Genomic DNA, 24672 nt, shown 5'->3' with positions numbered 1-24672 from the left:
TGCTCGTTTAAAAACAATAACTTTATTATCACGAAAAATACATTTTATACAGTTCCTGTACAGATTTCTCCATCCCATCTTCATGAATACCGAACATCATCGAAACTTCGGAGGAGCCCTGGTTGATCATCTCAAGGTTTACACCAGCCTTTTCAAACGCCCTGGTAGCTTTGCTGGCAACTCCCACTCTCTGATTCATCCCTTCCCCGACGATCATAATCATCGCCATGTTACGTTCGATTTCCACCGTATCCACCTGCAATTCTTCCCTGATCCTTTTTACTACGGTTTCTTCTTTGTGAGGAGGAAGAACATCTTCCCTGAGAATAATGGACATGTCATCTATACCGGAAGGAGCGTGTTCAAAAGAGACTTCTTCATCTTCAAGTATATGCAAAAGACGACGCCCAAACCCGATTTCGCGGTTCATCAGATACTTACTTACATATATCGTCACGAATCCGTCATCGCTTGCTATGCCGACTACATCCCCGCATGTATCTTCTCTTTCCGCAACAATCATAGTCCCCGGTGCTTCCGGATTGTTAGTATTTTTTATACACACGGGTATTTTCTCCTTGAAAGCTGGAATCAGTGCTTCATCGTGGAATACAGAAAACCCTGCATAGGAAAGCTCGCGCATTTCTCTGTAAGTCAGATTCTTCATCTCTTTCGGGTTCTTAACAAGAGCCGGGTTAACACAGTAAACCGAATCAACGTCCGTGAAATTTTCATAAAGATCGGCTTTGACACCCGCAGCTACAATAGAACCGGTGATATCCGAGCCGCCGCGTGAGAATGTGATAAGCTTCCCTTCTTTCGTATAACCGAAAAATCCCGGTATTACGAGAATCCCCTCTTTCTTACGCAATTCATAAAGATGGGCGAAACTTTCTTCAAGTACAAGAGCACCCCCCGGTTCATCTTTCAGAAAGATTCCCGCTTCTTTCGGATGGACATACGAAGCGTTATGCTTCCTTTCGGATAAAAACGCACTTAAAATCAGGGCCGTCCCGTCTTCCCCGCATGCTTTCAATGCATCTATACCGTTTGCGGCTCCTCCTCTGATCATCGCTATCCCTTCATCAATTTTATTCGTAATTTCCGAAAGAGTTCTGTCCGAAAGATCCAGGTCATCTATAATCTCCTTAAAACGGTTTCTCACCTTCTCGTAAATATCCCCGTTCATATGATTGTCGTCTACGGATTCCCCCAGCTGAATGAGCAGATCAGTGACCTTCTCATCATCTGCCGTCCGCTTACCCGGGGCCGAAACGACGACGACCGTCCGTTCAGGATCACTCTCCAGAATTTCCGTCACTTTTTTTAATTGTGCCCCACTGGCCACAGAACTTCCTCCGAATTTCACTACTTTCATATGTACAGCTCCCTTTTAATGTGGTAAAGAATTAGATAATTAAAAATTTTAACACATACCTTTCCACATTTCGAATGGTTTTTGTAATCCACCTGAACGTTCTGAAATAAATAAATACACTTTTTGCATATAAAAGGTTATATCCGTCGTAAATTCATAATAAAAAGCGCCCATATGGGCGCTTTTACACTTTTGCTTTGAACGACTCAGCGAGATTAAGTAATTCACGGCCGTTCTGCAGTGTGGTCTCGGTAAGTTCCGCTCCGCTGATCATCCGTGCAACTTCTTCGACTTTTTCGTGGTGATCGAGTTCTTTGGCGTTCGTTTTTGTGGTGTTGTCGGTGATATTTTTTTGAATTTGCACATGCGTATCCGCCATAGCAGCAACTTGAGGCAGGTGGGAAATGCATAGCACCTGAGAATTAACGGAAATCTTAAATATCTTCTCGGCTATCGCCTGTGCTACACGTCCGCTTACACCCGTATCGACTTCATCAAAGATTACACTGGTAATACCCTGATGCCTTGAAAAGATCTGCTTTAAGGCCAGCATGATTCTGGACATTTCTCCACCGGAGGCTATCTTATGAAGTGGTTTCAACGGCTCACCCGGATTCGTCGTAATCATGAACCTTACTTCATCAACCCCGTTCGAATTCAAAGACACCTGACGTCCATTCATCATGGGACTTTCCTTTCCGCCTTTTCTTTTCTCGACTTTTACATCGAAGACGGATTTTTCGAGATAGAGGTCTTTCAGTTCTTCATGCACCGCTTCTACGAGCTCTTTAGCAGCCTCGCTCCGTATATCATGGATGTGCTGAGCTTCCAGAAGGAGGTCTTCCGACACATCATTTATTTCCGATTCAAGCTTTGAAAGAAACGAATCTTTATTGTTAATTTCATCAATTTCTTCCTCCACTTTACTCTTGTGTTCAAGCATTTCTTCGACGGACTGCCCATACTTTCTTTTGAGCCGGTTAATTTCGTCGAGTCTCTCTTCGATTTCATTTAACCTCTCGGGATCGAATTCGAGGGCTTCCATTTCCGTGCTCAACCGGAAAGTCAATTCCTCCACTACGTAATAGGCATTGGAAAGCTCATCAGACATTTTTTGGTAGTTTTCGTCATAGTCACTGGTCGCCTCCAGGCTCATCATAGCATGAGAAACCCAGTCCATCCCTTTTTGTTCACCGTATAAAGCTTCGTACGTATCGTTGAGACCGGAATAAATTTTTTCGAAATTTGATAACTTATTCCTTTCTTCCATCAGTTCTTCGTCTTCTTTTGGGGAAAGGTGCGCTTCTTCCAGTTCATTCCATTGGAACTCCAGCAAATCGAGCCGCTGTGCCATTTCCTGCTCGTTGTCACTTAATTCCTGATATCTTTTTTGGAGAGACCTGTACTTTTCGTACTGTTTCCGATATTCCTGTTTAGGATGTTGCAGCTTTTCCGCCGCATAGGTATCCAGCAGATCAATATGGCGTTCCGGGTCCATCAGCGATTGCGTTTCGTGCTGACTGTGTATGTCTATTAAGGATTTACCGAACTCCCTTAAAACACCGAGAGTCACCAGCTTTCCGTTCACCCGGCAGATGCTTTTCCCCTGATGGGTGATGGAGCGTTGCAGCACCACCATACCATCCTCATCTATTTCCACTCCGTACTCCTCGCCTTTAGCATAGACAGAGTGGTTTCCATCTACGTTGAATAAACCTTCTATCTCTGCACGTTTGGCTCCATGCTTTACAAATTCTACAGAGCCTCTTGCTCCCGTCAGTAATTGAATGGAATCAATAATAATCGATTTACCGGCACCCGTTTCTCCGGTTAACACAGTCAATCCATCTTTCAATGTCAAAGAGACGTAATCGATAATTGCAAAATCTCTGATAGTCAATTCAGTTAACATGATAGAAACCCCTTCGCTTACAACATATTCAGCAGCTGCTCACTCACCTGTTCAGTCTGGGACTCTGCCCTGCATATGATCAGACACGTATCGTCCCCGCAGATCGTCCCCATGATCTCTTCCCAGTCCAGGTTATCAATGAGAGCTCCTACCGCGTGAGCATTTCCGGGTAAAGTCTTCAATACGATAAAGTGTCCCGAACGGTCGATACTGACAAATGAGTCCATCATCATCCTCTTCAGTTTTTCCAGAGGGTTGAATTTCTGGTCAGCCGGAAGACTGTATTTGTAACGCCCGTCGGCTACCGGTACTTTTACCAGATGCAATTCTTTAATATCCCTCGAAACAGTAGCCTGGGTGACGTTATATCCCAGTGATTTCAGTCTGAATACAAGATCATCCTGTGTTTCAATATTTTCACTCGTAATCATTTCGCGGATTTTTATGTGCCTTTGCCCTTTGCTTAAAGTCATATAAAATAACCCGTCCCCTTTCGAATCGGCTCACACTTTCGTCAACTGAGAATGTGCGTCCGCCACAAGTTCTCTTACCTTTTCTATCTCCCACGGACGCTCCTCTTCCCCGGGGTTGAATTGCCAATGTACGAGAAATTCTATATTCCCGTCCCCGCCTGTAATCGGCGAAAAAGTGAGACCTTTCGTTTCAAAACCAAGTTGACGGGCATAGGTAATGAGTCTGGTGATCACTTCTTCATGTATTTGAGAGTCTCTTACAATACCTTTTTTACCCACTTGTTCTCTGCCAGCTTCAAACTGGGGTTTAATAAGGGCTGCTACATCTCCGCCGGGTTTTATCAAATCTGCCAGCACCGGGAGAATAAGCTTCAAAGATATGAATGAAACATCAATAGTGGCAATCTCAGGCATCCCGAAAGACAGATCATCTCTCGTGACGTACCGGAAGTTAGTTCTTTCCATCACTACTACCTGCTCATGATTCCGGAGCCGCCAGTCCAGCTGGTTATTCCCGACATCTATGGCGTAGCTCAGCTTCACTCCATTCTGAAGACCGCAGTCCGTAAAGCCTCCAGTCGAAGAGCCGATATCCACCATCACTTTGTCTTTCAAGTCAAGAGAAAAGCAGGAGATAGCTTTCTCAAGCTTCAGTCCTCCCCTGCTTACGTAAGGGATAGCTTTCCCCTTCACTCTCAGTTCAATATCCTCTGCCACCTTGACCCCTGGTTTTTCAAGCCTCTGCTGTTCAGAAAAAACCAGACCCGCCATGATGGTTCTCTTTGCTTTCTCCCGCGTTTCCACGAATCCTCTTTCCACAAGCAATGTGTCCAGTCTAACTTTCTTTCCCATAAACTACGCCCTTTTCTCGCTTTGCGGTAACAACTTCAAAACTTTATCCACTACATTTTCTCTGGTTAATCCGACTTCCTTCCATAAGTCCTTAACATCTCCATGTTCAACGAACCTGTCAGGTAATCCAATACGTTTCAGAGGTCTGTTATAGTAACTGTGATCACTCTGGAATTCGAGAACTGCAGATCCGAAACTTCCCTGTACCACAGCTTCTTCAAGAGTGAGTACCGGTATATTACGTTCAAATATTTCATGAAGCATTTTTTCATCCATCGGTTTCATAAACCTTGCATTCACAACTTCTACGTCCACACCCTGTTCCTGAAGCGTTTCAGCCGCCTCTATCGCAAGCGGAATGGTCGTGCCGAAAGTCAGAATCACCGCATCTTCACCAGGTTTTAATGTTTCCCATGAACCGATATCAATCGTTTCGGGTTTATCCGCCACTTCGACGCCGAGCGCGTTTCCTCTGGGATAGCGAAGAGCAATCGGTCCATCTTCATACTTCACAGCCGTGTGAACCATATGTTTTGCTTCATTCTCATCTTTCGGCATCATGATAGACATATTAGGGACAGTTCTGAGAAAAGCGATATCAAATACACCTTGATGCGTTTCTCCGTCTGCGCCTACGAGACCCGCACGATCAATCCCGAAGATAACATTAAGGTTTTGTCTGGCCACGTCATGGATAACCTGATCATATCCGCGCTGTAAAAAGGTTGAATAAATAGCGAGGAAAGGTCTCATACCCTGCGTAGCAAGTCCTGCTGACATTGTCGTCGCATGCTGCTCGGCGATCCCGACATCATACAGACGATCCGGGAATTCTTCTCCGAATTTCTCTAATTTCGAACCCAGAATCATGGCCGGGGTAACGGCTACAATACGCTCATCTTCCCGTGCTTCCGCCCTGAGAGCCTCACTGATCACTTCACTCCAGGCTGGGGGAGCGTCTGCAGGTTTGATTTTTTCTCCGGAATCGATTTTATAAGGTCCGACGCCGTGCCATTTATCTTTCACATCCGATTCCGCAGGCTGATACCCTTTCCCTTTTTGGGTCATTACGTGGACGATGACCGGCCCCTCGGTCTTCCGGGCGTAATCAAGATTCCCCTGCAGGTCTTCGAAGTCATGACCGTCTACCGGACCGTAATAGGTGAAACCAAGTTCTTCAAAAAACATCCCTGGAACGACGAAGTATTTCATTGAATCTTTCAGCCGTTCTGCAGTCGATGCTACTCTCCCGCCGATTGCCGGGATTTTTTTCAGAAGCCATTCGAAATCGTCTTTAACTCTGTTGTATTTACCTGCACTTCTCATTCTTGCAAGAGCGCTATGCAAAGCTCCCACGTTTTTGGCAATCGACATCTCATTATCATTAAGAATAACGGTTACATTCTTCTTCTCATGGCCAATGTGATTAAGCGCTTCCAGAGCCATTCCTCCGGTCAGGGCTCCATCCCCTATGATAGGAACTACGGAATGACTTTCATTTTTCAGGTCTCTTGCAATAGCCATCCCCATAGCTGCCGATAAAGATGTGGAGCTGTGCCCTGTTTCCCAGACGTCGTGTTCACTTTCATTACGTTTCGGGAATCCGCACAAACCCTGATACTTGCGCAGCGTGTCAAACTGACCTCCGCGACCTGTAAGGATTTTGTGCACGTAAGACTGATGCCCCACGTCAAAAAGAAAGCGGTCATTGGGGCTGTCGAACGTGCGATGGAGTGCCAGCGTCAATTCGACCACCCCGAGGTTCGCCCCCAGATGACCTCCTGTTTCCGATAAATTATTTATTAAAAAGTTTCGTACATCCTGAGCTAAGTTTCTCATTTCCTCATCGGTCAAATTTTTGACGACCGACGGGTCTTTAATATTGTTCAGATCCATAAAAGGACCCCCTTCACTATAAGACAGTAATAATTTATTTTGTGACTATTTTCCACTTAGAATATTTCTCAAACCTTGCTATAAGCTTTGCGGTAAAAAAGATTATAGCAGTTGAATGATTAATCGCTAAATATTTACCCACGGCTTTCCCGCCAACCGTAAATGCCGCGATCGTACTTGTCATTATAACAGAAAGCACCAGTTGCAAGGTAGAACCTTCTCCATTTCCAAAAGCAACGGCCAGTTGAAGTACGACAAGTGCAGAAGCCGTACCACTGATAATGCCGGCGATGTCGCCTATTACATCATTGCAAAAAGTTGCGAAACGATCGGCATTTCTGACTATCGCCACTGCGTGTTTGGCCCCGAATACTTTCTCCGAAGCCATGGAATGAAAAGGAGCTTCTCTGCCTGCTGTAGCTGCAATCCCCAGCATATCAAAAAACACTCCGGTCAAAACGATGACAAATACGACTACCATACCTGCGATCCAGGGGACACCATTGAGCAGCGATGAAGAAATGATGGAAAAAATAGCCGCTAACACAAAAGTGATAACGGCAATGGTGAAACTGAATGATAAAGAACGTTTTAGTTTTGAATTCATAGTTTGCTCCAATTATCGTTTCAAAGTTATGTAGGAAGGAATGGTCGAAAAACAGGTAAAAATTGCGGCTTAGGTCCAGTAGGTTTTCCCACCAGGCTACCGAGTGTCACCACTCTGGCGGTTCCCCTTTAAAGCCTGGTCGAGCACGTCTCCGTTACTCGGACTGGATTACCACTCAGTCCACACTATAATAACTGTTTTCCGTCCTTACGAACAGTCTAGGGAGTTTCTCCGGCAGTCTTTGACCGTTCCTTAGCCTCTTTTGCAGCTTCGATTTCATACAGCAAAGAACGAAATCATGTTTCATTGGCCATTTAGACATGGTTCCTGAAATACTGTAATCCCCTCGAAGCCACTCAAGGCAGGCTACGCTGTACATACAGATATTACTCCATATGAAACAGGTTCATACCCCATTTCATAAAGAAAGCTGGCTCAGCTTTCCTTACAAAGATGGGCCTCCGCGGAAGCGGGGTCAACGCCCACATGCCTTTGTGGATCGCCCCACAACCTTAACTCCCAGCACCGACCCAAGGCTGGGCGCCTCAAGCCGGCACAAGGAACTTCATCGATATGCCCTTTGGCGGATTTTTAGGCCCGCCTTCAGGGACGGAGGACTGACTAGAATACTGCACCATTCCTAACTTACCTTAAATATATCACACAATATATGCCGTCTCAAAGTAAAACCGACTAATATTCTCTTTGACTCATGTAACCGATCAGGTCCGCTAACGGAGTTTCATCGGCTTCCAGATCACCAAGGAGTTCTTCCACTCTTCGTTCATATTTCTGCTTTTCCTGTTTCGCCCCTTCAAGACCCAGAAGTTTAGGATACGTACTTTTCAAATTTGATTCATCGCTTCCTGTTGCTTTCCCCAATTTGGCAGTATCTCCTGTCACATCCAGTATGTCATCCTGGATTTGGAAAATAAGTCCGACAGCTTCTCCGATTTCCTTCAGCTTCTGCAACTTCCCTTCCTCAAGACCGGCAAGATAACCGCCGGTAATAATAGAAAAAGCGATCAGCTTTCCTGTTTTATTTGAATGAATCCTTTTCAGCGTATCCACGTCTGTTTCCAGGTCTTCATATTGCATATCCCACATCTGCCCGGCGACCATACCTTTCGGACCGGCAGCACGGGAGAGTTGGTGTACAATAAAAACTTTCTGTTCTGAGGAGAGGGAGGGGTCAGAACTTATCAGCTCAAAGCTCATCGTCAGGAGAGAGTCCCCTGCTAAGATGGCAGTAGCTTCGTCGAATTCTATATGATTAGTCCATCGGCCTCTTCTCATATCATCATCATCCATTGCCGGAAGATCGTCGTGTATGAGTGTATAGGTATGAAGCATTTCAAGGGCTATAGCGGGAGAAACATACAATGGATCCGAGTCCGAGAAAGATTCGAACGTCGCTTTCATCAGCATGGGACGTAATCTTTTCCCACCCGCTTTCATCGAGTAGATGATAGAATCACGAAGTCTTCCCTCGGATGTGAACTCATTTATTTTCTTATATATTTTCTCATCGATCCAGGCCTTCTGTTCTTTAAGGTACTGATCCACTATTCGTCCTCCTGTATATCAAATGACTCAAATTCTCCCTGCTCATTCAGAATCTGTTTCATCTGCCCTTCTACACTGCTCAATTTATCATTACATGTTTTAGAAAGTTTCATCCCCTCATGGTAATACTGAATAGCTTTTTCCAGAGGAACATCGCCGGATTCAAGTTTTTCCACTATTTCTTCCAGCTGCTTCATGTTTTCTTCAAATGTCTGTTCTTTATTGTCACTCATCTTTCTTCTCCTCCCATCCAATGATTTTACCGTAAATCGTTCCGTCATTTATCTGCAGGTGGATCGTTTCATCTTCACTTACATTTTTGACGGATTTAATCAGTTCATTCTGTTCGTTATACGGCAGGGCATAACCCCTTTTCATAATTTCCAGAGGGTTTACGAGTGAGAGCTGCTGCACGAGCGACTGCCAGCGGTACTTCTTCTCTTCCACAATTCTCTGCATCTGTTTGTTCAGACGGTTATCCAGCTGACGGACATTCGCCTGTTCTCGTTCCAGGCGTTTGTCCGGGCTGATCTGATGCAGTCTGTTTTCCAGCCGTTTAGCCGAATCGGTCTTTTCCCTTTGCAGTCGTTTTGCAGCGGCATGGAACCGGTCCATTATTCTGTCGAGATCCTGCTCTTTCTGCTGAGTAAGCTGTTTCGGATATTTGAAGGCATATGATTTTTTCAGTGATTGCAGCCGCTCTTTCGCATGCTCCACTTTCACATCGAGAGCCTGCTGAAGTCTGCGGGTATAATTAATAATTTGACTGTTCAATTCTCTCCAGTCCGGCACCGCTATTTCTGCCGCTCCTGTCGGGGTAGGGGCACGGTAGTCCGCGGCAAAATCAATAATGGTAGTGTCCGTTTCATGGCCGACTGCAGATATTATCGGTATATGGGAATGATAAACAGCTCTCGCAACTTCCTCTTCATTGAATCCCCAAAGATCTTCTATCGACCCTCCCCCTCGGCCTACGATAAGCAGGTCGCATTCAAGGTTCTGATTAGCGTAGGCGATAGCGCGTGAGACAGAAGAAGCTGCTCTTTTCCCTTGAACAGGAACCGGGAGTACGGATATTTTCACTACGGGGAATCTTCTCTCTATGGTTGTGATAATATCTCGGATGGCCGCCCCTGTCGGAGAAGTAATAACACCGATGTGAGCGGGGATGAGCGGAGCTGACTGCTTGTTTTCGTCGGAAAATATTCCTTCTTTCATGAGTCTGTCTTTAAGCTGTTCAAAAGCAATATGTAAGTCTCCAATACCATCCGGTATCATTTCTTTTGCATATAACTGATATTGACCCATGGGCTCATAAACATTAATTTCCCCTCTTATGAGGACGCTCATGCCGTTTTCCGGTGCAAAATTAAGATTACGGTTATTGCCTGCAAACATAACCGTCTGAATCCGTGCGCTGTCATCTTTCATTGAGAAATACATGTGGCCGCGACTGTGATGTTTGAAATTGGAGATTTCCCCTCTTAACCACACTTCTTTAAGATGGGAGTCCCTCGATATCTTCTGCTTGATATACCTTGTCAGGGCCGTGACCGTCAAGTAACGATCTTCCACTGGATACCCCTCCCCCGGTTATTGATGTATTCTTTTCGCTGCTTCAATCGTGTTATGGAGAAGCATCGTAATAGTCATTGGACCTACTCCTTTAGGGACTGGAGTGAGATAGGAAGCTTTTTCCTTAACGGATTCAAAATCCACGTCCCCGGTAAGTTTTCCATCTACTCGGTTCACGCCTACATCGATGACGACTGCTCCGGGTTTAATATCTTCTGCTGAAATTACGGACGGTTTACCTATCGCCACAATAAGAATATCGGCCTGTTTCGTTATGTTTTGCGCGTCCTCGGTTTTTGAGTGGCAGTAGGTCACCGTCGCATTCTTATTAAGCAGGAGCTGTCCTACCGGTTTTCCTACAAGGTTACTTCTGCCGAGGATGACTGCATGTTTCCCTTCCAGTTCAATCCCGGCCCGTTCCATCATTACTATAATTCCATGAGGAGTGCATGGAAGAAACGTCTCCTGATTCGTCATCATCTTACCGATACTGATCGGATGAAAGCCATCCACGTCTTTTTCCGGCGAGATAGCTTCAATCACTTTCTGATCTTCAATATGATCGGGAAGGGGAAGTTGAACAAGAATACCGTGCACGCTTTTCTCGTTATTCAGCTCTTCAATTTTGTTCAGCAACTCTGTTTCTGTGATTGTACTGTCATATTCCCACAGGTCAGCATCCATACCGATTTTATTGGAGGCTTTCTGTTTTCCCCTTACGTAGGATTTGGAAGCGGGATCGTCCCCGATTATAATAACCGAAAGTTTCGGATGGATGCCCTGTCCGTTAAGAGTCTCCACTTCACTTTTCAGTTCACTTCTTATCTCCTGGGCAAGTTCGCTGCCATATATGATTTCTGCTGCCATTTCCTTACTCCCCCGTTTCCTGTTATTGAATTTTAGATAATACTCCGTTTACAAACCTTCCGGAGGTCTCTTCCCCGAATGTTTTCGCGAGTTCGACGGCTTCATTGATTGCAACCTGAGTTGGAGTGTCGCCGTAGAATTTCAACTCGAATATCGCTATGCGAAGCACTGTTCTTTCCACCTTAGGAAGACGTTCGAGTGACCAGTGCTCCAGATGATCCGAAATAATTTCATCAAGTTCCTGCTGATGCCGGGTCACTCCGGCAACGAGCTCCATCAGAAACTCGTCTCTTTCGCCTTCCATTACGTAATCCACTGCTTCCTGCTGTGTCAAATGTGTTGTGAGCATTTGAAAAAGCGTCTGAAACGCTTTTTCTCTGGCTAACCTTCTTTTCATTTTCTTTCCCCTTTCGAACTCTGTCCGATTAAAATCATATCATTTACAAACCCGAAATGCGAACAAGATCCGTAAGTAAATTACGTAAGAGGGGCAGCGCCTTTTTCGTTCTCCACTTTTATCATCAAAAAAAGATCGGAGCAGTTGCTCCGATCCTTTTATTCGTTCGTTTCTGTTTCTTTTATATCCATGTGGACACCGACGACATGAACGTTCACTTCTTTTACGGAAAGAGAGGTCATGTTTTCAAGAGCCTGGCGAGTGTTTTCCTGAATTTTTTTCGCAGCTTCGGGGATGGAAATTCCGTAATCCATCACTACGTAAGTCTCGATTACAACACCTTCTTCGAGAAGATCTACTTTCACACCTTTTCCGCGCGATTTCTTACCGAGTCTTTCAGCCACCCCAGCTGCAAAGTTACCTCTCATTTCAGCTACACCGCTCACCTCGGACACTGCAATACCTGAAATTACTTCGATTACTTCAGGGGCTATTACTATAGAACCGAGGTTCGAGCTTTCGGTTACATTCACCGGATGTTCATCCATTATAAATTCTCCTCTTTCTCATCCATGACAGCGTATGTTTCGAGGAACTTCGTGTTGAAGTCGCCTCCCTTAAACACTTCATGGTTCATCATTCGCTGATGGAACGGGATAGTAGTGTGCACCCCTTCCACCACAAATTCACTGAGGGCACGTCTCATTTTTGCGATAGCTTCGTCTCTGTCTTGTCCGTATGTGATCAGTTTAGCTACCATGGAATCGTAGTACGGAGGAATCATATAGCCTGTGTAGGCTGCCGAATCCACCCTGACTCCGAAACCTCCCGGTGGAAGGTACATGTCAATGTAGCCGGCTGAAGGCATGAAATTCTTAAAAGGGTCTTCCGCGTTGATCCTGCATTCAATCGCCCAGCCCTCAAATTTAATATCTTCCTGACGAAAGGAAAGCACTTCATTGTTAGCAACTTTAATCTGCTCTTTAATCAGGTCGACTCCTGTAACCATCTCCGTCACAGGGTGTTCCACCTGAATACGTGTGTTCATCTCCATAAAATAGAATTTCTTTTCGTTATGATCGAAAATGAACTCTATCGTTCCTGCTCCGGAATAATTAACCGCGAGCGCTGCCTGCACAGCAGCATCACCCATTTCCTTACGGATGTCTTCCGTGACTGCGGGAGAAGGGGTTTCTTCGATCAGCTTCTGAAGACGTCTCTGTACAGAGCAGTCCCTTTCTCCCAAGTGAATGGCATTGCCATGATTATCGGCGAGAACCTGAATCTCTACGTGACGGAAATCCTCTATGAATTTTTCAAGATACACACCCGGGTTACCGAAAGAAGTTTCCGCTTCCTGCTGCGTCATCTTAATACCTTCAATCAGTTCTTTTTCGTCACGGGCTACCCGTATCCCTTTACCTCCGCCGCCGGCAGTGGCTTTAATGATTACGGGGTAGCCGATTTCTTCAGCAACCTGTTTACCTTCATCGGTATCCTTGATTATCCCTTTCGAACCTGGCACCACCGGGACTCCGGCATCTTCCATCGTCTGTCTCGCTACGTCCTTCGTACCCATGTTCTGAATGGCATATGCTGAAGGACCGATAAAAGTCACATTGCATTCTTCACACATCTCAGCGAACTCAGCATTCTCCGATAAAAATCCGTAACCCGGATGAATGGCATCGGAGCCGCTCATCGTAGCTGCACTAAGTATGTTCGTATAGTTCAAGTAGCTGTCCTTACTGAGTTTGGGACCTACGCAGTAGGCTTCATCTGCAATTTGGACATGCAGAGCCTCCTTATCCGGTTCGGAATAGACAGCAACAGTCTCAATGTCCATTTCTTTACACGCACGGATGATGCGGACCGCAATTTCTCCCCTGTTGGCTATTAATACTTTTTTAATCAAATGCTCCCACCTCTCTTTAGCGTTTTACGCGGAAAAGTGGCTGGTTATATTCTACAAGATCCCCGTCGCTTACCAGGATTTCAACAATCTCCCCAGAAACTTCCGCTTCAATTTCATTAAATAGTTTCATTGCTTCTACGATACAAACTACAGAATCATTACTTACTCTGTCTCCTACCTGTACGTAAGGATCATCTTCCGGCGCCGGAGCGTGATAAATAGTCCCTACCATTGGAGAGGTTACTTCATAATCATAATCGGCAGAAGCTTCTGTCTTCGATTCCTGAACTTTCTCTTCTGCTTTATTTTTCTCATTGGAAGGCTGTTCCTCAACGGAAGTGTTTTCCTGCCTGACCGGCGCAGCCTCTTGCACCGGTGATGGTGCCTGAACTACAGGTTGTGCCTCAGCCACAGGAACTGAGCCTCCGTGTTTTTTCAAAGTGACTTTGCTGTCTCCGGATTCGTATTCGAATTCCTGAACACTTGATTCATCAATTAGCTTAATAATTTCCCTGATTTCCTGCACCTTTAGCATTTACTGGCACTCCTTTTATGTAAAATCTGTATAATGTGACTACTTCCTCATTTTACGATAGATATTTCCGGCCTGCAACTACTCGGAAAGCGATTACAAAAAGTAATCTTTGAAATTTTTTTGTTAAAACTGTCTTTCCGGAGTCCGAAAACTCCGGAAGGACAGTTGACTAGGCTCTGGATACATATTTCCCTTCATCAGTGCTGATGAGGAGCATATCGCCCTCGTTCACGAAGAACGGTACCTGAACAGTAAGACCCGTTTCAAGAGTGGCAGGTTTCGTACCTCCGCTCGCTGTATCACCTTTCACACCGGGTTCCGTTTCGGTTACTTGCAACTGGACGTTTTTCGGAAGTTCAATTCCGATCGTTTCAGCTCCATATGTCTGAATAGACACTTCCATATTTTCTTTGATGTAGTATAGTTTATCGCCAATCTGCTGCTCCGGCAGTGCCAGCTGGTCGTAGGTGTGCGTATCCATAAACGTATGCATATCGCCCGACCCATACAAATACTGCATTTTTTTCGTTTCAATGTGAGCACGGTTCACTTTTTCGCCACCACGGAACGTCTTTTCCTGGATATTTCCATTCCTGAGATTCCTGAGTTTGGTACGGACAAAAGCCGCTCCCTTACCCGGTTTAACGTGTTGAAAATCCATGACACTCCAAATTTCCCCATCCACTTCAATAGTTAGTCCTGTCTTAAAATCGTTTACTGAAATCATTATTTTCCTCCCTACTTATAAAACAATCAGTTCTTTAGGCGCAAAATTCAGGGGCTCGTTCCCCTTTTCCGTTATGACCGTATCGTCCTCGATTCTGCAGCCGCCTACGCCTTTCACATATATACCCGGTTCCACCGTAACGACCATGCCGGGTTTCAATTCCACGTCGGACCGATGCGACAGTGCGGGTCCTTCATGTACGTCGAGTCCTATACCGTGACCGGTGGAATGTCCGAAGTAACTGCCATACCCTTTATCGTCGATGACATCTCTCGTAAGTGCATCAGCTTCTTTGCCTGTCAGTCCGGCCTTCAGACCGTTCATTCCTTTTTTCTGAGCCTCGAGCACAACTGAGTATATCTCTTTTTGTTTTTCATTAATCTCACCTACGGCCACCGTTCTCGTAATGTCGGAACAGTACCCTTTGTAGAGGGCTCCAAAATCGAGAGTGACGAGTTCCCCGGACTCGATTTCCTTCTCGGAAGCGACCCCATGCGGCAGTGCAGAACGATACCCGGAAGCGACTATAATGTCGAAACTCGAGGACGTGGCCCCTTGTTTCCTCATGTAAAATTCAAGTTCATTCGATACGTCTATCTCTTTTACACCAGGTTTGATGAAGTCCAGAATGTGAGCGAAAGCATCATCCGCAATTTCAGCTGCTTTCTTCAACACGCTAAGTTCTTCGTCCGTTTTTATTAAACGCAAAGCTTCGACGATACCTGATACAGGAACCAGTTCCCCTTTTACTTTCTCATAAAAAGTTTCATATATACCATAGGTAATGTGGTCCTTTTCGAATCCGATTTTTTTACTGCCTGCTTCGGAAAACTGTGCAGCCACTTCGTCGGACATGGGGCCCTTGTGTTCTACCACTTCAAATTCACTCACCTGATCATTCGCCTGATCTACATATCTGAAATCGGTAATCAGTTTCGCAGTCGTGTCCGTAATGACTACAGCTCCAGAAGTTCCGGTGAAACCAGTTATGTACCTCCTGTTTTTATCACTCATGACCAGTAGCCCGTCTATATTCTGTTTCTTCATGGACTCCCTTATTTGTACTAATCGCGACATATGTGTTCACCCTCCTTTGAATATTCTTACTAATAGCCATTAATAGTGTATCATAATTGTACGTCCCATCACTACTCTAGCGTCATCCCTCCGTATGCGACTATTGATCTAAAAAGATTTTCGCGGGTTTTCATCTGTTTAAGTGATTTGCCGGGCGATACGTGAAATAAGAATTAAAAAATTTTGCGATTTCATGATAGAAACACCCCGAAAAGTGGTATAACAGTAGTATAAGAGCTATGAAAGGAGGCCTCCTCATGGCACGCGGATGGTTTAAATGGGTAATGTATGTATTTATTGGATTTGCAGTGTTCTACATCGTCAATCAGCTTCTGACCAACACGGGCAGCTTTCTGGCTTCCATTCTTACTATGGTTGTTGTCGCAGCCATCATCTATGGAGTGATTTATTTCTTTTTCATTCGACGCAGACCCGGAGGTGTAAGGGGCAACACAGATGAAATGAAGAAATATAAGCAGGCCGTCAAACAGTCAAAACAGAAGTACGGCACCAGCTCAAGCGAACCGGTCAAATCTTCCAGGCCCTCAGGGAAACAAACGAGAAAACGCAGATCCAACGCTCCTCACCTGAAAGTGATCAACGGGAGTAAAGGAAAGAACAAAGACAAAGACAGAGCGACCTTCTGATCCCCGCCGTATTTGCATATGTTCATAAACACCGATTATTCAGGTGATCAAAAAAGAAGATGCGTTTTAAGCATCTTCTTCGCTTTTATTATGAATGTGGATTAAGGCTTCGCGTCGCGAGGAATCTTCTTCAAAATACTGAACCAGATCACCGATACGATCGATGGAATCCCAGCTCAAGTGGTGTTCGATCCCTTCCACTTCTTCGTATATTTTATCCTTCTCCACCCCGATTAATTCAAGAAAGTTCTCCAGTAACTCATGCCGGTATACTAAACGCTTCCCGATTTTCTTACCTTTTGAAGTAAGCATTAAACCTCTGTATTTTTCGTAGATCAAGTATTCATCTTTCCCGAGTTTTTGTACCATTTTGGTTACAGAGGAAGGATGAACCTTAAGATTTTCCGCAATATCGGAAACTCTGGCATATCCCTTATTCTCAATTAACAAATAAATCTGCTCAATGTAATCTTCCATACTCGGTGTGGGCATAATTTACCTCCGTTATCACTCAGGTCATTCACTAAAAATCATACACTAATTCAAAGGGATTAACAACTCGGCTTCACGTGAAAACATCCGTTCCATTTTACGTCAGGGTGGTCACGAAGGTTTATGACCACTGGTGGAAAATCATTCCGCATATATCGAAGACCCGGACTGTTCTGAAAGAGTCCGGGTCCTTTTCATACATATACGCCTTAAAATATCTTCACTTTGACACTTTTAGAGACCGCATTTCAACTGAGCATTACAATTCGTACAAGTATTACAGCCGCCGATGTCTTCAATCGTCCCCTGTCTGCATACAGGACATGTATCTCCGATTTCTGATCCGATAGAAACGTTAGTGGACTGCAACTCCTGTACAGTATCCATGAGAACTACTTTTCTTTTTTCATCTTCGAACTCAAAAGATTCCTGTTCCCCGTCGAATTCACTTTGTTCGGCTTTCAGGGTTAATACCTGGGAATCACGACTGCCGTCTACATAAACGGTACCGCCTTTTGCACCGCCATCGTATAATCTTTCGTAAACGGACTGCACCTGTTCCACTGTGTAACCTTTAGGAGCGTTCACCGTTTTCGAAATAGAACTGTCCACCCATCTCTGAATTACACACTGGGCATCAGCGTGAGCTTCCGGAGTCATGGACATGGCCGTTACGAACCAGTGAGGCAGATTGTTTTCATCAGCTCCAGGCGTTCGATCCAGATATTCCTGAACGATATCCGCCTTCACTTCGATAAATTTCCCGAGACGGCCGCTTCTGTAATAGGAGAAGGAGAAATATGGTTCCAGACCGGTACTCACTCCCGCCATAGTACCTGTCGAACCGGTAGGAGCAACTGTCAACAGATGAGAGTTCCGGATTCCATTTCTCATCACTCCTTCTCTTACGTGTTCCGGCATTCCTTTCATGTATCCCGTGTTGACGAATTGACTTCTCTTTTCTTTCGTATCTTCCGGAGATCCCCCTTCTATGAATGGGAAACTGCCTTTCTCGCCGGCAAGTTCAATCGAAGCCTCATAGGCGGTTACGGCAATCGTTTCGAAAATTTCATCGATCAGTTTATTGCCTTCTTCCGAACCATACTCTGTCTCACAATAAATAAGCAGATCATGAAGACCCATTACACCAAGACCTACCCGGCGTTCTCCCAGAGCCTGTTTTTTGTTTTCCTCCAGGAAGTAAGGAGTGGAATCAATAACGTTATCCTGCATGCGTACTCCGACGCTTACCGTATGTTTCAATTTTTCGTAATCAACCGTTTTGTTTTCCTTATCAGCCATCTCTGCAAGGTTCACAGCTGCAAGGTTACACACGCTCCAGGGAGCCAGTGGCTGTTCCCCGCAAGGATTGGTCGCAACAACTTTCTGTCCATACGACGTAGCGTTTGTTTTTTCATTCGCATTGTCGATGAAAAAGATCCCCGGTTCTGCTGAATAAGTTGCGCAGATATTAATCAGATCCCATAGTTCCCGGGCCGCAACTTTTCTGTAAGTACGTACGCCCAGTCCTTTTTCTTCCCATTCTCTTACATCCCCGGAGTTTTGCCAGTTTTCATTGTAATACTTCATTTCTTCTTCGGAGTACGACTCCACATCCGGAAAGCGAAGAGAGTAGAACGCTTCATTTTCAACGGCTTCCATAAATTCATCTGTGATACATACAGAAATGTTGGCCCCGCTCAAAAAGTCTGAATGATGCACGGAATACGTACCGCCATCCCTGAGTTTTTCTTCGGCTTCCCTGATAGACTGGTTTGTAAATCCTCCCTGACCTTCTATCCCCTTAAAATTAACGACACTCTGATAAAGGTCCCGTTCTTTTTCGGTAAGAGGCTGGAATTTGAGCTTATCCTGCGCCAGCTGCTTAATCTGTTCGTCTGTTGTATTTTCAATTAAATAGCGGAGAATTCTCGGGTTCTGCATCTTGGAAATTATGAACTCCAGAATATCCGGATGCCAGTCGGCAAGCATGATCATCTGAGCCCCTCTGCGGGAACCGCCCTGTTCCACCAGATGAGTCAGTTTCGCTATGTCATCGAGCCAGGAGACGGAGCCTGAGGACTTTCCGTTCACTCCTCTTGCCAACGTGTTTCTCGGTCTTAATGTCGATCCGTTTGTACCGACTCCTCCACCCCGGGACATAATTTCCATCACCTGTTTACGATGATCTGAAATGCCTTCCCTGGAATCCTGGATGAACGGCATAACGTAACAATTAAAATACGTTACTTCCTTTTCGGAACCTGCCCCGTAAAGCACCCGGCCTGCAGGAACGAAGTTCATCTGTGAGAGTTCTTCATAGAATTCGCTGAAACTCTGTTCCTGTCTTTCTTTAGTAGTCTCGACCCGGGAAAGACCCGCAGCATTTCTTTTGGCTATCTGTTCATAATAAACTTCCAGAGGTTTATCGATAGTATCGAGACCGCGTTTCACGATTCCGTCAGCTTCTTCTTCATCCAGCACGTGAGAAAACTCATCTTCCACTTTCACCATAGCCTCTCTCGTTTCCCAGTCGATAGAGACGATGAAACCGTATCCTCGTGCAGGGAATTTGGGATCAGCCTTGACGGTCAGTACGACAAAGTCCCCTTCTTTTAACGTCAGTCTCTCTGTATCCTTAAATGCATACCTGTCCAGCATTACAAGCCTGGAGACACCATTATGGGTGGTGGTCATGTCATCACTCACCTCAAAAACCTGAGGAAACAATTTGATATCCTCGTTCAACTGTTGTACATTAATTTTTGTGTGAACTTTTTCAGATGCACTCGTTGTCATGGTAATCCTCTCCCTTTCCGGAACATATCTTCTAATTAGTAACATACCACATCCACAAAAAGTTAATCAATATATTGTGCTTCATTTTTAAAAAAACACAATATATTGTGTTTTTGAACAACTTATTTTTAATTTGTCAACTTAGCAAACGTATATATAAAGAAACGTGACGGCGTATAATACAGGAAAATCCGTCAAAATCATTGCTTTCAAAAGAATTTGTGCCTTGCTTTTTTTGGATGGCTTTTCCAGGAAGGAAACCTTTGAAATTGTAAGGGGAACTGATTATAATTAATAAGGAAATATTCTTAATTAGGGGGAAGACTTTATGAGCTGGTGGATTCTACTGGGCATTGTCATTATTTTCATTGCCTTTTCTGTGTATCGATATATGAAATCCAAGAAAATTCTAACTACGCTGTCAGAAGATGAGTTTAAACAGGGATACCGGAAAGCACAACTGATTGATGTAAGGGAACCGAAAGAGTTCGATAGCGGACATATCCTCGGAGCACGCAACATTCCTCTTTCGCAGATGCGTAACCGTACAGCGGAAATACGTCAGGATAAACCCGTCTACCTTTATTGTCAGAGCGGAGCAAGATCGACACGTGCAGCCATGCTTCTCCACAAAAAAGGCTACAAAGATCTGAATCAGCTCGAGGGTGGATTCAAAAAGTGGAACGGTAAAATCAAGGCAAAAAAATAACAGTAATAACCCCCGGACTCTCTATTGTCCGGGGGTTATTATTATTACATATGCTCCCGCAGCCGTTATCTGTTGAAGTCGTATTTCAGGACCGGTTTTCTCGCAGCAGTCGTTTCATCCATTCGTCCCACTACTGTTGAATGAGGGGCTTCCTGCACTTTCTCTGGCTCGTTTTTCGCTTCCAGCGCAATCTGCTCCATCGTCTCAATGAAACCATCCAGCGTTTCTTTGGCTTCTGTTTCCGTAGGCTCGATCATCATCGCTTCCTCGACATTTATCGGGAAATAGATCGTCGGCGGATGATAACCGAAATCAAGCAGTCTCTTCGCCATATCCAGCGTCCGTACTCCCTGCTTCTTCTGAAGTTTTCCGGAAATTACAAACTCATGCTTACAATGCTGTTTGTACGGAAGGTCAAATGATTTTTCAAGCTTCCGCATCATGTAGTTGGCATTAAGGACAGCGTACTCACTGACTCTCCTGAGCCCCTCTGCCCCCATAGTCCTGATGTAGGTGTAGGCACGCAGATTTATGCCGAAATTACCGTAATAAGGCTTCACTCGTCCTATGGAGGAAGGTCTCTCGTACTCGAACGTAATACTGTCATTGTTTTTCACGAGTACCGGTTTAGGCAGATACGGGTCAAACTCGGCGGTCACCCCGACCGGCCCGGACCCCGGTCCTCCTCCTCCGTGCGGGCCTGTAAATGTCTTATGAAGGTTTAGGTGGACAACATCAAAACCCATATCTCCGGGCCTTGTGTACCCTAAGATCGCGTTCAGGTTCGCTCCGTCATAATACAGTTTGCCGCCGGCTTCATGAACGATTTTTGCCATTACAAGAATTTCTTCCTCAAACAAACCGAGAGTATTAGGGTTCGTAAGCATAAGGGCAGCGGTCTGATGATCGACCAGTCGCTTAAGATCTTCAATGTCCACCAGCCCGCGTTCATTCGTCTTCACTGTTACCGCTTCAAACCCGGCTACCGTTGCGGAAGCAGGATTCGTTCCATGGGCAGAATCAGGCACAATAACTTTGGTCCGTCCGTAGTCCCCATTATTTTCATGGAAGGCCCGGATCATCATAAGTCCTGTCCATTCGCCCTGAGCACCGGCTGCCGGCTGAAGTGTCACGGTGTCCATACCCGTGATTTCACAGAGAGACTCCTGCAGATCATACATCCATGTGAGAGCCCCCTGCACCGTGCTCTCCTCCTGGTAAGGATGAATGTGACTGAAGCCCGGAAGTCGCGCTACGTCCTCATTCAGCTTTGGATTGTATTTCATCGTACAGGAACCGAGAGGGTAGAAACCTGTGTCCACACCGTGGTTCCTCGTGGAAAGACCTGTATAATGCCTGATCAGCTGAAGCTCACTCACTTCCGGAAGTTCTGCCTTCTCTTTTCGGATGTATTCATCTTCAAACATGCTTTCAATCTCCATGTCCTCCACATCATTTTCGGGCAGACTGAAACCGGATCTTCCAGCGGTACTTCTTTCAAATATAAGTGGATACGCCTCGTTATTCATCTAATCCCCCCAACAACTGTGCAAATTCTTCAATTTCATCTTTTGAACGGAGTTCAGTTACTGCCACCAGCATGCAGTTCTCATATTTACCGTCTATCTTTCCAAGATCAAAACCACCTATGATTCCGTGGTCGAACAAATACTCGTTGGCTTTTTTGACCGGAACAGGAAGTCTGATAGCCAATTCATTAAAGAACGGACCATCCACGAGCAGACTCATTCCTTTTTCTATTACACACTTTCGCAGATACATTGCTTTCTGAATATTCATTTTCGCCATTTTAACCAGACCTTCCTTGCCGAGTGATGTAAGTGCAACACTTGAAGCAAGAGCATTCAGTGCCTGGTTGGAACAGATATTCGATGTCGCTTTTTCTCTGCGGATATGCTGTTCCCTGGCCTGAAGCGTCAGAACGAAGCCTCTTTCCCCTTCTTCATCCACCGTTTCCCCGATGAGCCTTCCGGGAACCTTCCTCATCAGTTTCTTCGTAACGGCAAAGTACCCGCAGTGTGGCCCCCCGTACTGGGCCGGAATACCAAACACCTGTGTATCACCGACTACGATATCCGCCCCGAAGTCCCCGGGTGGAGTCAGGTATCCGAGAGCAAGCGGATTGGCAGAGACGATGAACATCGCCTTTTCAGCTTTTTCTTTCATGGCTTTCTTTATTTTTCCGAGCGGTTCGACTTTCCCGAGGAAATTCGGGTACTGGGCTACAACTGCCGCAACATCTTCCGACAGATGAGTTTCGAGCTCGTCTAAGGCCATCGTCCCGTTCTCTTCCTTAAGAAACACCAGTTCCAGGTCGTGTGCTTTGGCGTACGTCTTTATTACTTCCAGTGAATCAGGGTGTACCGTATCCGAAAGTAATATTTTTTTTTCTTTCGACTGTGCCGCAGCAAGGGTTACAGCTTCTGCAAGCGCCGTGCCGCCGTCGTACATGGAAGAGTTGGCGACGTCCATGCCTGTAAGCTCGGCAATCATCGTCTGAAATTCGAAAATAGCCTGCAGCTCCCCTTGAGAAATTTCAGGCTGGTAAGGGGTGTATGCTGTATAGAATTCCGATCTTGAAATGATATGATCAACTACTGCAGGTATGTAGTGATCATATACGCCCGCTCCAAGAAACGAGGTATACTGACGCATGTTCGCGTTCTTCTCGGAAAGCTCCCTCAGTTCCTTCATCAGAGCATATTCATTTTCAGGAGGTTTCAGCTTCATTTCCTCTTTTAATCTGATCTTTTCGGGGATATCCGAAAACAAATCATCGGTCGACCCCACTCCGATCGTTTCCAGCATCTCAGACTTATCTTCGTCGGTCATAGGTAAATATCTGAATTCCATCCGTCGTGCCTCCTACCTTTTATAAAATGGAGTATTTATTATTTTGGCTTTTAACATTTTCTTTCTTACTTCTACGTATACTATCTGATCCAAGTCCGTATATTCTTTTTTCACAATGGCAAGACCCAGGTTTTTTCCGAGAGTCGGTGATTGAGTACCGCTCGTAACAAAACCGATATTTTCGCCATCTTCATCGTAAACCTCATATCCGGTTCTCGGAATTCCTTTATCCAGCATTTCGATTCCGGCCAACTTCCTCCCGACTCCGGACTGTTTCTGTTTTTTCAGGACGGCCTTACCTGGATAATTCGCCTCTTTGTCTATTTTTAACGCGAAGCCAAGCCCAGCTTCTACCGGGGTGATATTTTCGGATAGCTCCTGGGAATACAGCGGCAGACCGGCTTCAAAGCGCAACGTGTCTCTTGCACCTAAACCGACCGGCTGAATCCCGTACTCTTCCCCCGCTTCGAGACACGCCTTCCATAAATCTACAGCGGATGATGCGGGAAGATAAATTTCAAATCCGTCCTCTCCGGTATAACCGGTACGGGAAACGAGCGCCTTTCCGTCTACCCCGGCAAAACTCGTCCCGGCATGAAAGCGGAAAAACTTAATGTCCTGAAGCTGAGTATCCGTAAGAGATTGGAGAATCTCTTCAGCCTTCGGACCCTGAATGGCAAGTTGTGCATAGAAGGCGGAAACATCATCAATCTCGACTCCACCCGTCTGATGGGCAAGCAGCCATTCCAGATCTTTATCTTTGTTAGCAGCATTAACTACAAGTAAATATTCATTTTTATTGAGATAATAAACGATCAGGTCATCGACAGTGCCACCATTTTCATAACACATCATCGTGTATTGAGCTCTTCCCTCGCTCAGTTTTTCCACATCATTAGTAAGAACGCTGTTCAAGAAAGCTGTTGCCTTTTCTCCTTTGACGGATATTTCTCCCATGTGGGAAACATCGAACAACCCTGCAGCTTCCCTTACGGCTGCATGTTCTTTCTTGATGCCCGTAAACTGTACCGGCATCTGCCAGCCGCCAAAGTTAATCGTCTTCGCTCCCAATCTGACAAACTCTTCATATAGTGGAGTCTTTTTCTGTTGATCCATCAGGTTTCCTCCTTTTCACCGGCATAAAAAAAGAGACTTTCCCCTTTTAAGAAAAAGTCTCTGTCCTGTTACCGGAAAGTTTAACGCCCGAGGGCTTGCTTCGTAGGTGGTCTGCATATGCAGACGCTCTCCAGAGTTGCGTCCCGTGAAAGTCTTTTGTGCCTGAGAGATTCGCTCGTAGCTTGCTCCTTCGGCGCCGCAGTTACTAATGATCCGTACTTGCAGTCTCTCCCTCCACGGTCATCCGCGCTGATTATG

General features: G+C 45.4%; 23 protein-coding genes and 1 riboswitch. Of the genes, 2 read left to right on the top strand and 21 right to left on the bottom strand.

From position 1 onward, the window contains the following. Positions 1 to 28 precede the first annotated feature (28 nt). The 16 genes from BLU03_RS05435 to BLU03_RS05360 all read right to left on the bottom strand — a co-directional run bounded on the left by BLU03_RS05435 (position 29) and on the right by BLU03_RS05360 (position 15777). The gene (locus tag BLU03_RS05435) at positions 29 to 1378 is read right to left on the bottom strand and encodes an aspartate kinase (protein ID WP_093106165.1); all 1350 of its coding nucleotides are present in this window, start codon (positions 1376 to 1378) and stop codon (positions 29 to 31) included. Between the two features lie 184 nt (positions 1379 to 1562). Continuing rightward, a complete protein-coding gene (recN, locus tag BLU03_RS05430) occupies positions 1563 to 3290 on the bottom strand; it encodes a DNA repair protein RecN (RefSeq protein ID WP_093106163.1) in 1728 nt (575 codons plus the stop codon). A gap of 17 nt (positions 3291 to 3307) precedes the next feature. Further along, positions 3308 to 3763 carry a transcriptional regulator AhrC/ArgR gene (gene ahrC / locus BLU03_RS05425; RefSeq protein WP_008588939.1) on the bottom strand — a complete coding sequence of 152 codons (456 nt, stop codon included), beginning with the start codon at positions 3761 to 3763 and terminating at the stop codon, positions 3308 to 3310. A gap of 30 nt (positions 3764 to 3793) precedes the next feature. Further along, complete coding sequence (locus BLU03_RS05420) at positions 3794 to 4615, bottom strand: TlyA family RNA methyltransferase (protein WP_008588938.1); 822 nt, start codon at positions 4613 to 4615, stop codon at positions 3794 to 3796. A 3-nt stretch (positions 4616 to 4618) separates the two neighbouring features. Beyond that, a complete protein-coding gene (gene dxs / locus BLU03_RS05415; protein ID WP_008588937.1) occupies positions 4619 to 6511 on the bottom strand; it encodes a 1-deoxy-D-xylulose-5-phosphate synthase in 1893 nt (630 codons plus the stop codon). A gap of 34 nt (positions 6512 to 6545) precedes the next feature. Further along, a complete protein-coding gene (locus BLU03_RS05410; protein ID WP_093106160.1) occupies positions 6546 to 7118 on the bottom strand; it encodes a hypothetical protein in 573 nt (190 codons plus the stop codon). 693 nt (positions 7119 to 7811) lie between these two features. Then, on the bottom strand, positions 7812 to 8684 hold the full coding sequence (locus BLU03_RS05405) for a polyprenyl synthetase family protein (protein WP_093106158.1): 873 nt from the start codon (positions 8682 to 8684) through the stop codon (positions 7812 to 7814). Further along, the gene (gene xseB, locus BLU03_RS05400) at positions 8684 to 8917 is read right to left on the bottom strand and encodes an exodeoxyribonuclease VII small subunit (protein WP_008588931.1); all 234 of its coding nucleotides are present in this window, start codon (positions 8915 to 8917) and stop codon (positions 8684 to 8686) included. Before xseB ends, BLU03_RS05405 begins: the two co-directional genes overlap by 1 nt. Continuing rightward, entirely contained in the window at positions 8910 to 10259 is a 1350-nt protein-coding gene (gene xseA, locus BLU03_RS05395; protein ID WP_076569944.1) for an exodeoxyribonuclease VII large subunit, read from the bottom strand. Before xseA ends, xseB begins: the two co-directional genes overlap by 8 nt. Before the next feature lie 18 nt (positions 10260 to 10277). Continuing rightward, on the bottom strand, positions 10278 to 11126 hold the full coding sequence (locus tag BLU03_RS05390) for a bifunctional 5,10-methylenetetrahydrofolate dehydrogenase/5,10-methenyltetrahydrofolate cyclohydrolase (protein WP_076569941.1): 849 nt from the start codon (positions 11124 to 11126) through the stop codon (positions 10278 to 10280). A 22-nt stretch (positions 11127 to 11148) separates the two neighbouring features. Continuing rightward, complete coding sequence (gene nusB, locus BLU03_RS05385; protein WP_076569938.1) at positions 11149 to 11523, bottom strand: transcription antitermination factor NusB; 375 nt, start codon at positions 11521 to 11523, stop codon at positions 11149 to 11151. A gap of 158 nt (positions 11524 to 11681) precedes the next feature. Further along, on the bottom strand, positions 11682 to 12071 hold the full coding sequence (locus tag BLU03_RS05380; protein WP_076569936.1) for an Asp23/Gls24 family envelope stress response protein: 390 nt from the start codon (positions 12069 to 12071) through the stop codon (positions 11682 to 11684). Continuing rightward, entirely contained in the window at positions 12071 to 13438 is a 1368-nt protein-coding gene (accC, locus tag BLU03_RS05375; protein ID WP_076569934.1) for an acetyl-CoA carboxylase biotin carboxylase subunit, read from the bottom strand. The genes BLU03_RS05380 and accC overlap by 1 nt, the downstream gene beginning before the upstream one ends. A 16-nt stretch (positions 13439 to 13454) precedes the next feature. Continuing rightward, positions 13455 to 13973, bottom strand: coding sequence for an acetyl-CoA carboxylase biotin carboxyl carrier protein (gene accB / locus BLU03_RS05370; RefSeq protein WP_076569932.1), 519 nt, complete (start codon positions 13971 to 13973; stop codon positions 13455 to 13457). A 169-nt stretch (positions 13974 to 14142) separates the two neighbouring features. Next, entirely contained in the window at positions 14143 to 14700 is a 558-nt protein-coding gene (efp, locus tag BLU03_RS05365; protein WP_076569930.1) for an elongation factor P, read from the bottom strand. Positions 14701 to 14715: 15 nt separating this feature from the next. Beyond that, a complete protein-coding gene (locus tag BLU03_RS05360) occupies positions 14716 to 15777 on the bottom strand; it encodes a M24 family metallopeptidase (RefSeq protein ID WP_093106155.1) in 1062 nt (353 codons plus the stop codon). A gap of 257 nt (positions 15778 to 16034) precedes the next feature. Here BLU03_RS05360 and BLU03_RS05355 point away from each other — a divergent pair, with 257 nt between their 5' ends. Then, positions 16035 to 16424, top strand: coding sequence for an SA1362 family protein (locus BLU03_RS05355; protein ID WP_093106152.1), 390 nt, complete (start codon positions 16035 to 16037; stop codon positions 16422 to 16424). 66 nt (positions 16425 to 16490) lie between these two features. On the opposite strand, the gene mntR is transcribed toward BLU03_RS05355, so the two are convergent. Together mntR and BLU03_RS05345 are read right to left on the bottom strand one after the other, a co-directional pair. Further along, positions 16491 to 16916 (bottom strand): transcriptional regulator MntR, encoded by a 426-nt coding sequence (gene mntR / locus BLU03_RS05350; RefSeq protein ID WP_076569924.1) that lies wholly within the window; start codon positions 16914 to 16916, stop codon positions 16491 to 16493. 234 nt (positions 16917 to 17150) lie between these two features. Then, entirely contained in the window at positions 17151 to 19715 is a 2565-nt protein-coding gene (locus tag BLU03_RS05345) for a vitamin B12-dependent ribonucleotide reductase (RefSeq protein ID WP_008588899.1), read from the bottom strand. A 328-nt stretch (positions 19716 to 20043) separates the two neighbouring features. Between BLU03_RS05345 and BLU03_RS05340 the strand changes: the two genes are divergently transcribed. Continuing rightward, the gene (locus tag BLU03_RS05340; protein WP_076569922.1) at positions 20044 to 20424 is read left to right on the top strand and encodes a rhodanese-like domain-containing protein; all 381 of its coding nucleotides are present in this window, start codon (positions 20044 to 20046) and stop codon (positions 20422 to 20424) included. Between the two features lie 65 nt (positions 20425 to 20489). On the opposite strand, the gene gcvPB is transcribed toward BLU03_RS05340, so the two are convergent. The 3 genes from gcvPB to gcvT are packed head-to-tail and all read right to left on the bottom strand — an operon-like array spanning position 20490 to position 24414. Next, positions 20490 to 21953 carry an aminomethyl-transferring glycine dehydrogenase subunit GcvPB gene (gene gcvPB / locus BLU03_RS05335; RefSeq protein WP_008588895.1) on the bottom strand — a complete coding sequence of 488 codons (1464 nt, stop codon included), beginning with the start codon at positions 21951 to 21953 and terminating at the stop codon, positions 20490 to 20492. Next, a complete protein-coding gene (gcvPA, locus tag BLU03_RS05330) occupies positions 21946 to 23298 on the bottom strand; it encodes an aminomethyl-transferring glycine dehydrogenase subunit GcvPA (protein ID WP_093106150.1) in 1353 nt (450 codons plus the stop codon). The genes gcvPB and gcvPA overlap by 8 nt, the downstream gene beginning before the upstream one ends. A gap of 12 nt (positions 23299 to 23310) precedes the next feature. Next, positions 23311 to 24414, bottom strand: coding sequence for a glycine cleavage system aminomethyltransferase GcvT (gene gcvT / locus BLU03_RS05325; protein WP_093106147.1), 1104 nt, complete (start codon positions 24412 to 24414; stop codon positions 23311 to 23313). Positions 24415 to 24553: 139 nt separating this feature from the next. Next, positions 24554 to 24658: riboswitch (glycine riboswitch) on the bottom strand. Positions 24659 to 24672 lie beyond the last annotated feature (14 nt).

This window comes from Salimicrobium album, from assembly GCF_900107115.1.
Taxonomy (GTDB): Bacteria; Bacillota; Bacilli; order Bacillales; family Halobacillaceae; genus Salimicrobium; species Salimicrobium album.
This window is presented reverse-complemented; position numbering and strand designations above follow the sequence as displayed.

Excerpts from the sequence above, each read along its gene's own strand:
- BLU03_RS05435 (WP_093106165.1), bottom strand. The coding sequence starts at position 1,378 with ATGAAAGTAGTGAAATTCGGAGGAAGTTCTGTGGCCAGTGGGGCACAA.
- recN (WP_093106163.1), bottom strand. The coding sequence starts at position 3,290 with ATGTTAACTGAATTGACTATCAGAGATTTTGCAATTATCGATTACGTC.
- ahrC (WP_008588939.1), bottom strand. The coding sequence starts at position 3,763 with ATGACTTTAAGCAAAGGGCAAAGGCACATAAAAATCCGCGAAATGATT.
- BLU03_RS05420 (WP_008588938.1), bottom strand. The coding sequence starts at position 4,615 with ATGGGAAAGAAAGTTAGACTGGACACATTGCTTGTGGAAAGAGGATTC.
- dxs (WP_008588937.1), bottom strand. The coding sequence starts at position 6,511 with ATGGATCTGAACAATATTAAAGACCCGTCGGTCGTCAAAAATTTGACC.
- BLU03_RS05410 (WP_093106160.1), bottom strand. The coding sequence starts at position 7,118 with ATGAATTCAAAACTAAAACGTTCTTTATCATTCAGTTTCACCATTGCC.
- xseB (WP_008588931.1), bottom strand. The coding sequence starts at position 8,917 with ATGAGTGACAATAAAGAACAGACATTTGAAGAAAACATGAAGCAGCTG.
- BLU03_RS05390 (WP_076569941.1), bottom strand. The coding sequence starts at position 11,126 with ATGGCAGCAGAAATCATATATGGCAGCGAACTTGCCCAGGAGATAAGA.
- nusB (WP_076569938.1), bottom strand. The coding sequence starts at position 11,523 with ATGAAAAGAAGGTTAGCCAGAGAAAAAGCGTTTCAGACGCTTTTTCAA.
- BLU03_RS05380 (WP_076569936.1), bottom strand. The coding sequence starts at position 12,071 with ATGGATGAACATCCGGTGAATGTAACCGAAAGCTCGAACCTCGGTTCT.
- accB (WP_076569932.1), bottom strand. The coding sequence starts at position 13,973 with ATGCTAAAGGTGCAGGAAATCAGGGAAATTATTAAGCTAATTGATGAA.
- efp (WP_076569930.1), bottom strand. The coding sequence starts at position 14,700 with ATGATTTCAGTAAACGATTTTAAGACAGGACTAACTATTGAAGTGGAT.
- BLU03_RS05360 (WP_093106155.1), bottom strand. The coding sequence starts at position 15,777 with ATGTCGCGATTAGTACAAATAAGGGAGTCCATGAAGAAACAGAATATA.
- BLU03_RS05355 (WP_093106152.1), top strand. The coding sequence starts at position 16,035 with ATGGCACGCGGATGGTTTAAATGGGTAATGTATGTATTTATTGGATTT.
- mntR (WP_076569924.1), bottom strand. The coding sequence starts at position 16,916 with ATGCCCACACCGAGTATGGAAGATTACATTGAGCAGATTTATTTGTTA.
- BLU03_RS05345 (WP_008588899.1), bottom strand. The coding sequence starts at position 19,715 with ATGACAACGAGTGCATCTGAAAAAGTTCACACAAAAATTAATGTACAA.
- BLU03_RS05340 (WP_076569922.1), top strand. The coding sequence starts at position 20,044 with ATGAGCTGGTGGATTCTACTGGGCATTGTCATTATTTTCATTGCCTTT.
- gcvPB (WP_008588895.1), bottom strand. The coding sequence starts at position 21,953 with ATGAATAACGAGGCGTATCCACTTATATTTGAAAGAAGTACCGCTGGA.
- gcvPA (WP_093106150.1), bottom strand. The coding sequence starts at position 23,298 with ATGGAATTCAGATATTTACCTATGACCGACGAAGATAAGTCTGAGATG.
- gcvT (WP_093106147.1), bottom strand. The coding sequence starts at position 24,414 with ATGGATCAACAGAAAAAGACTCCACTATATGAAGAGTTTGTCAGATTG.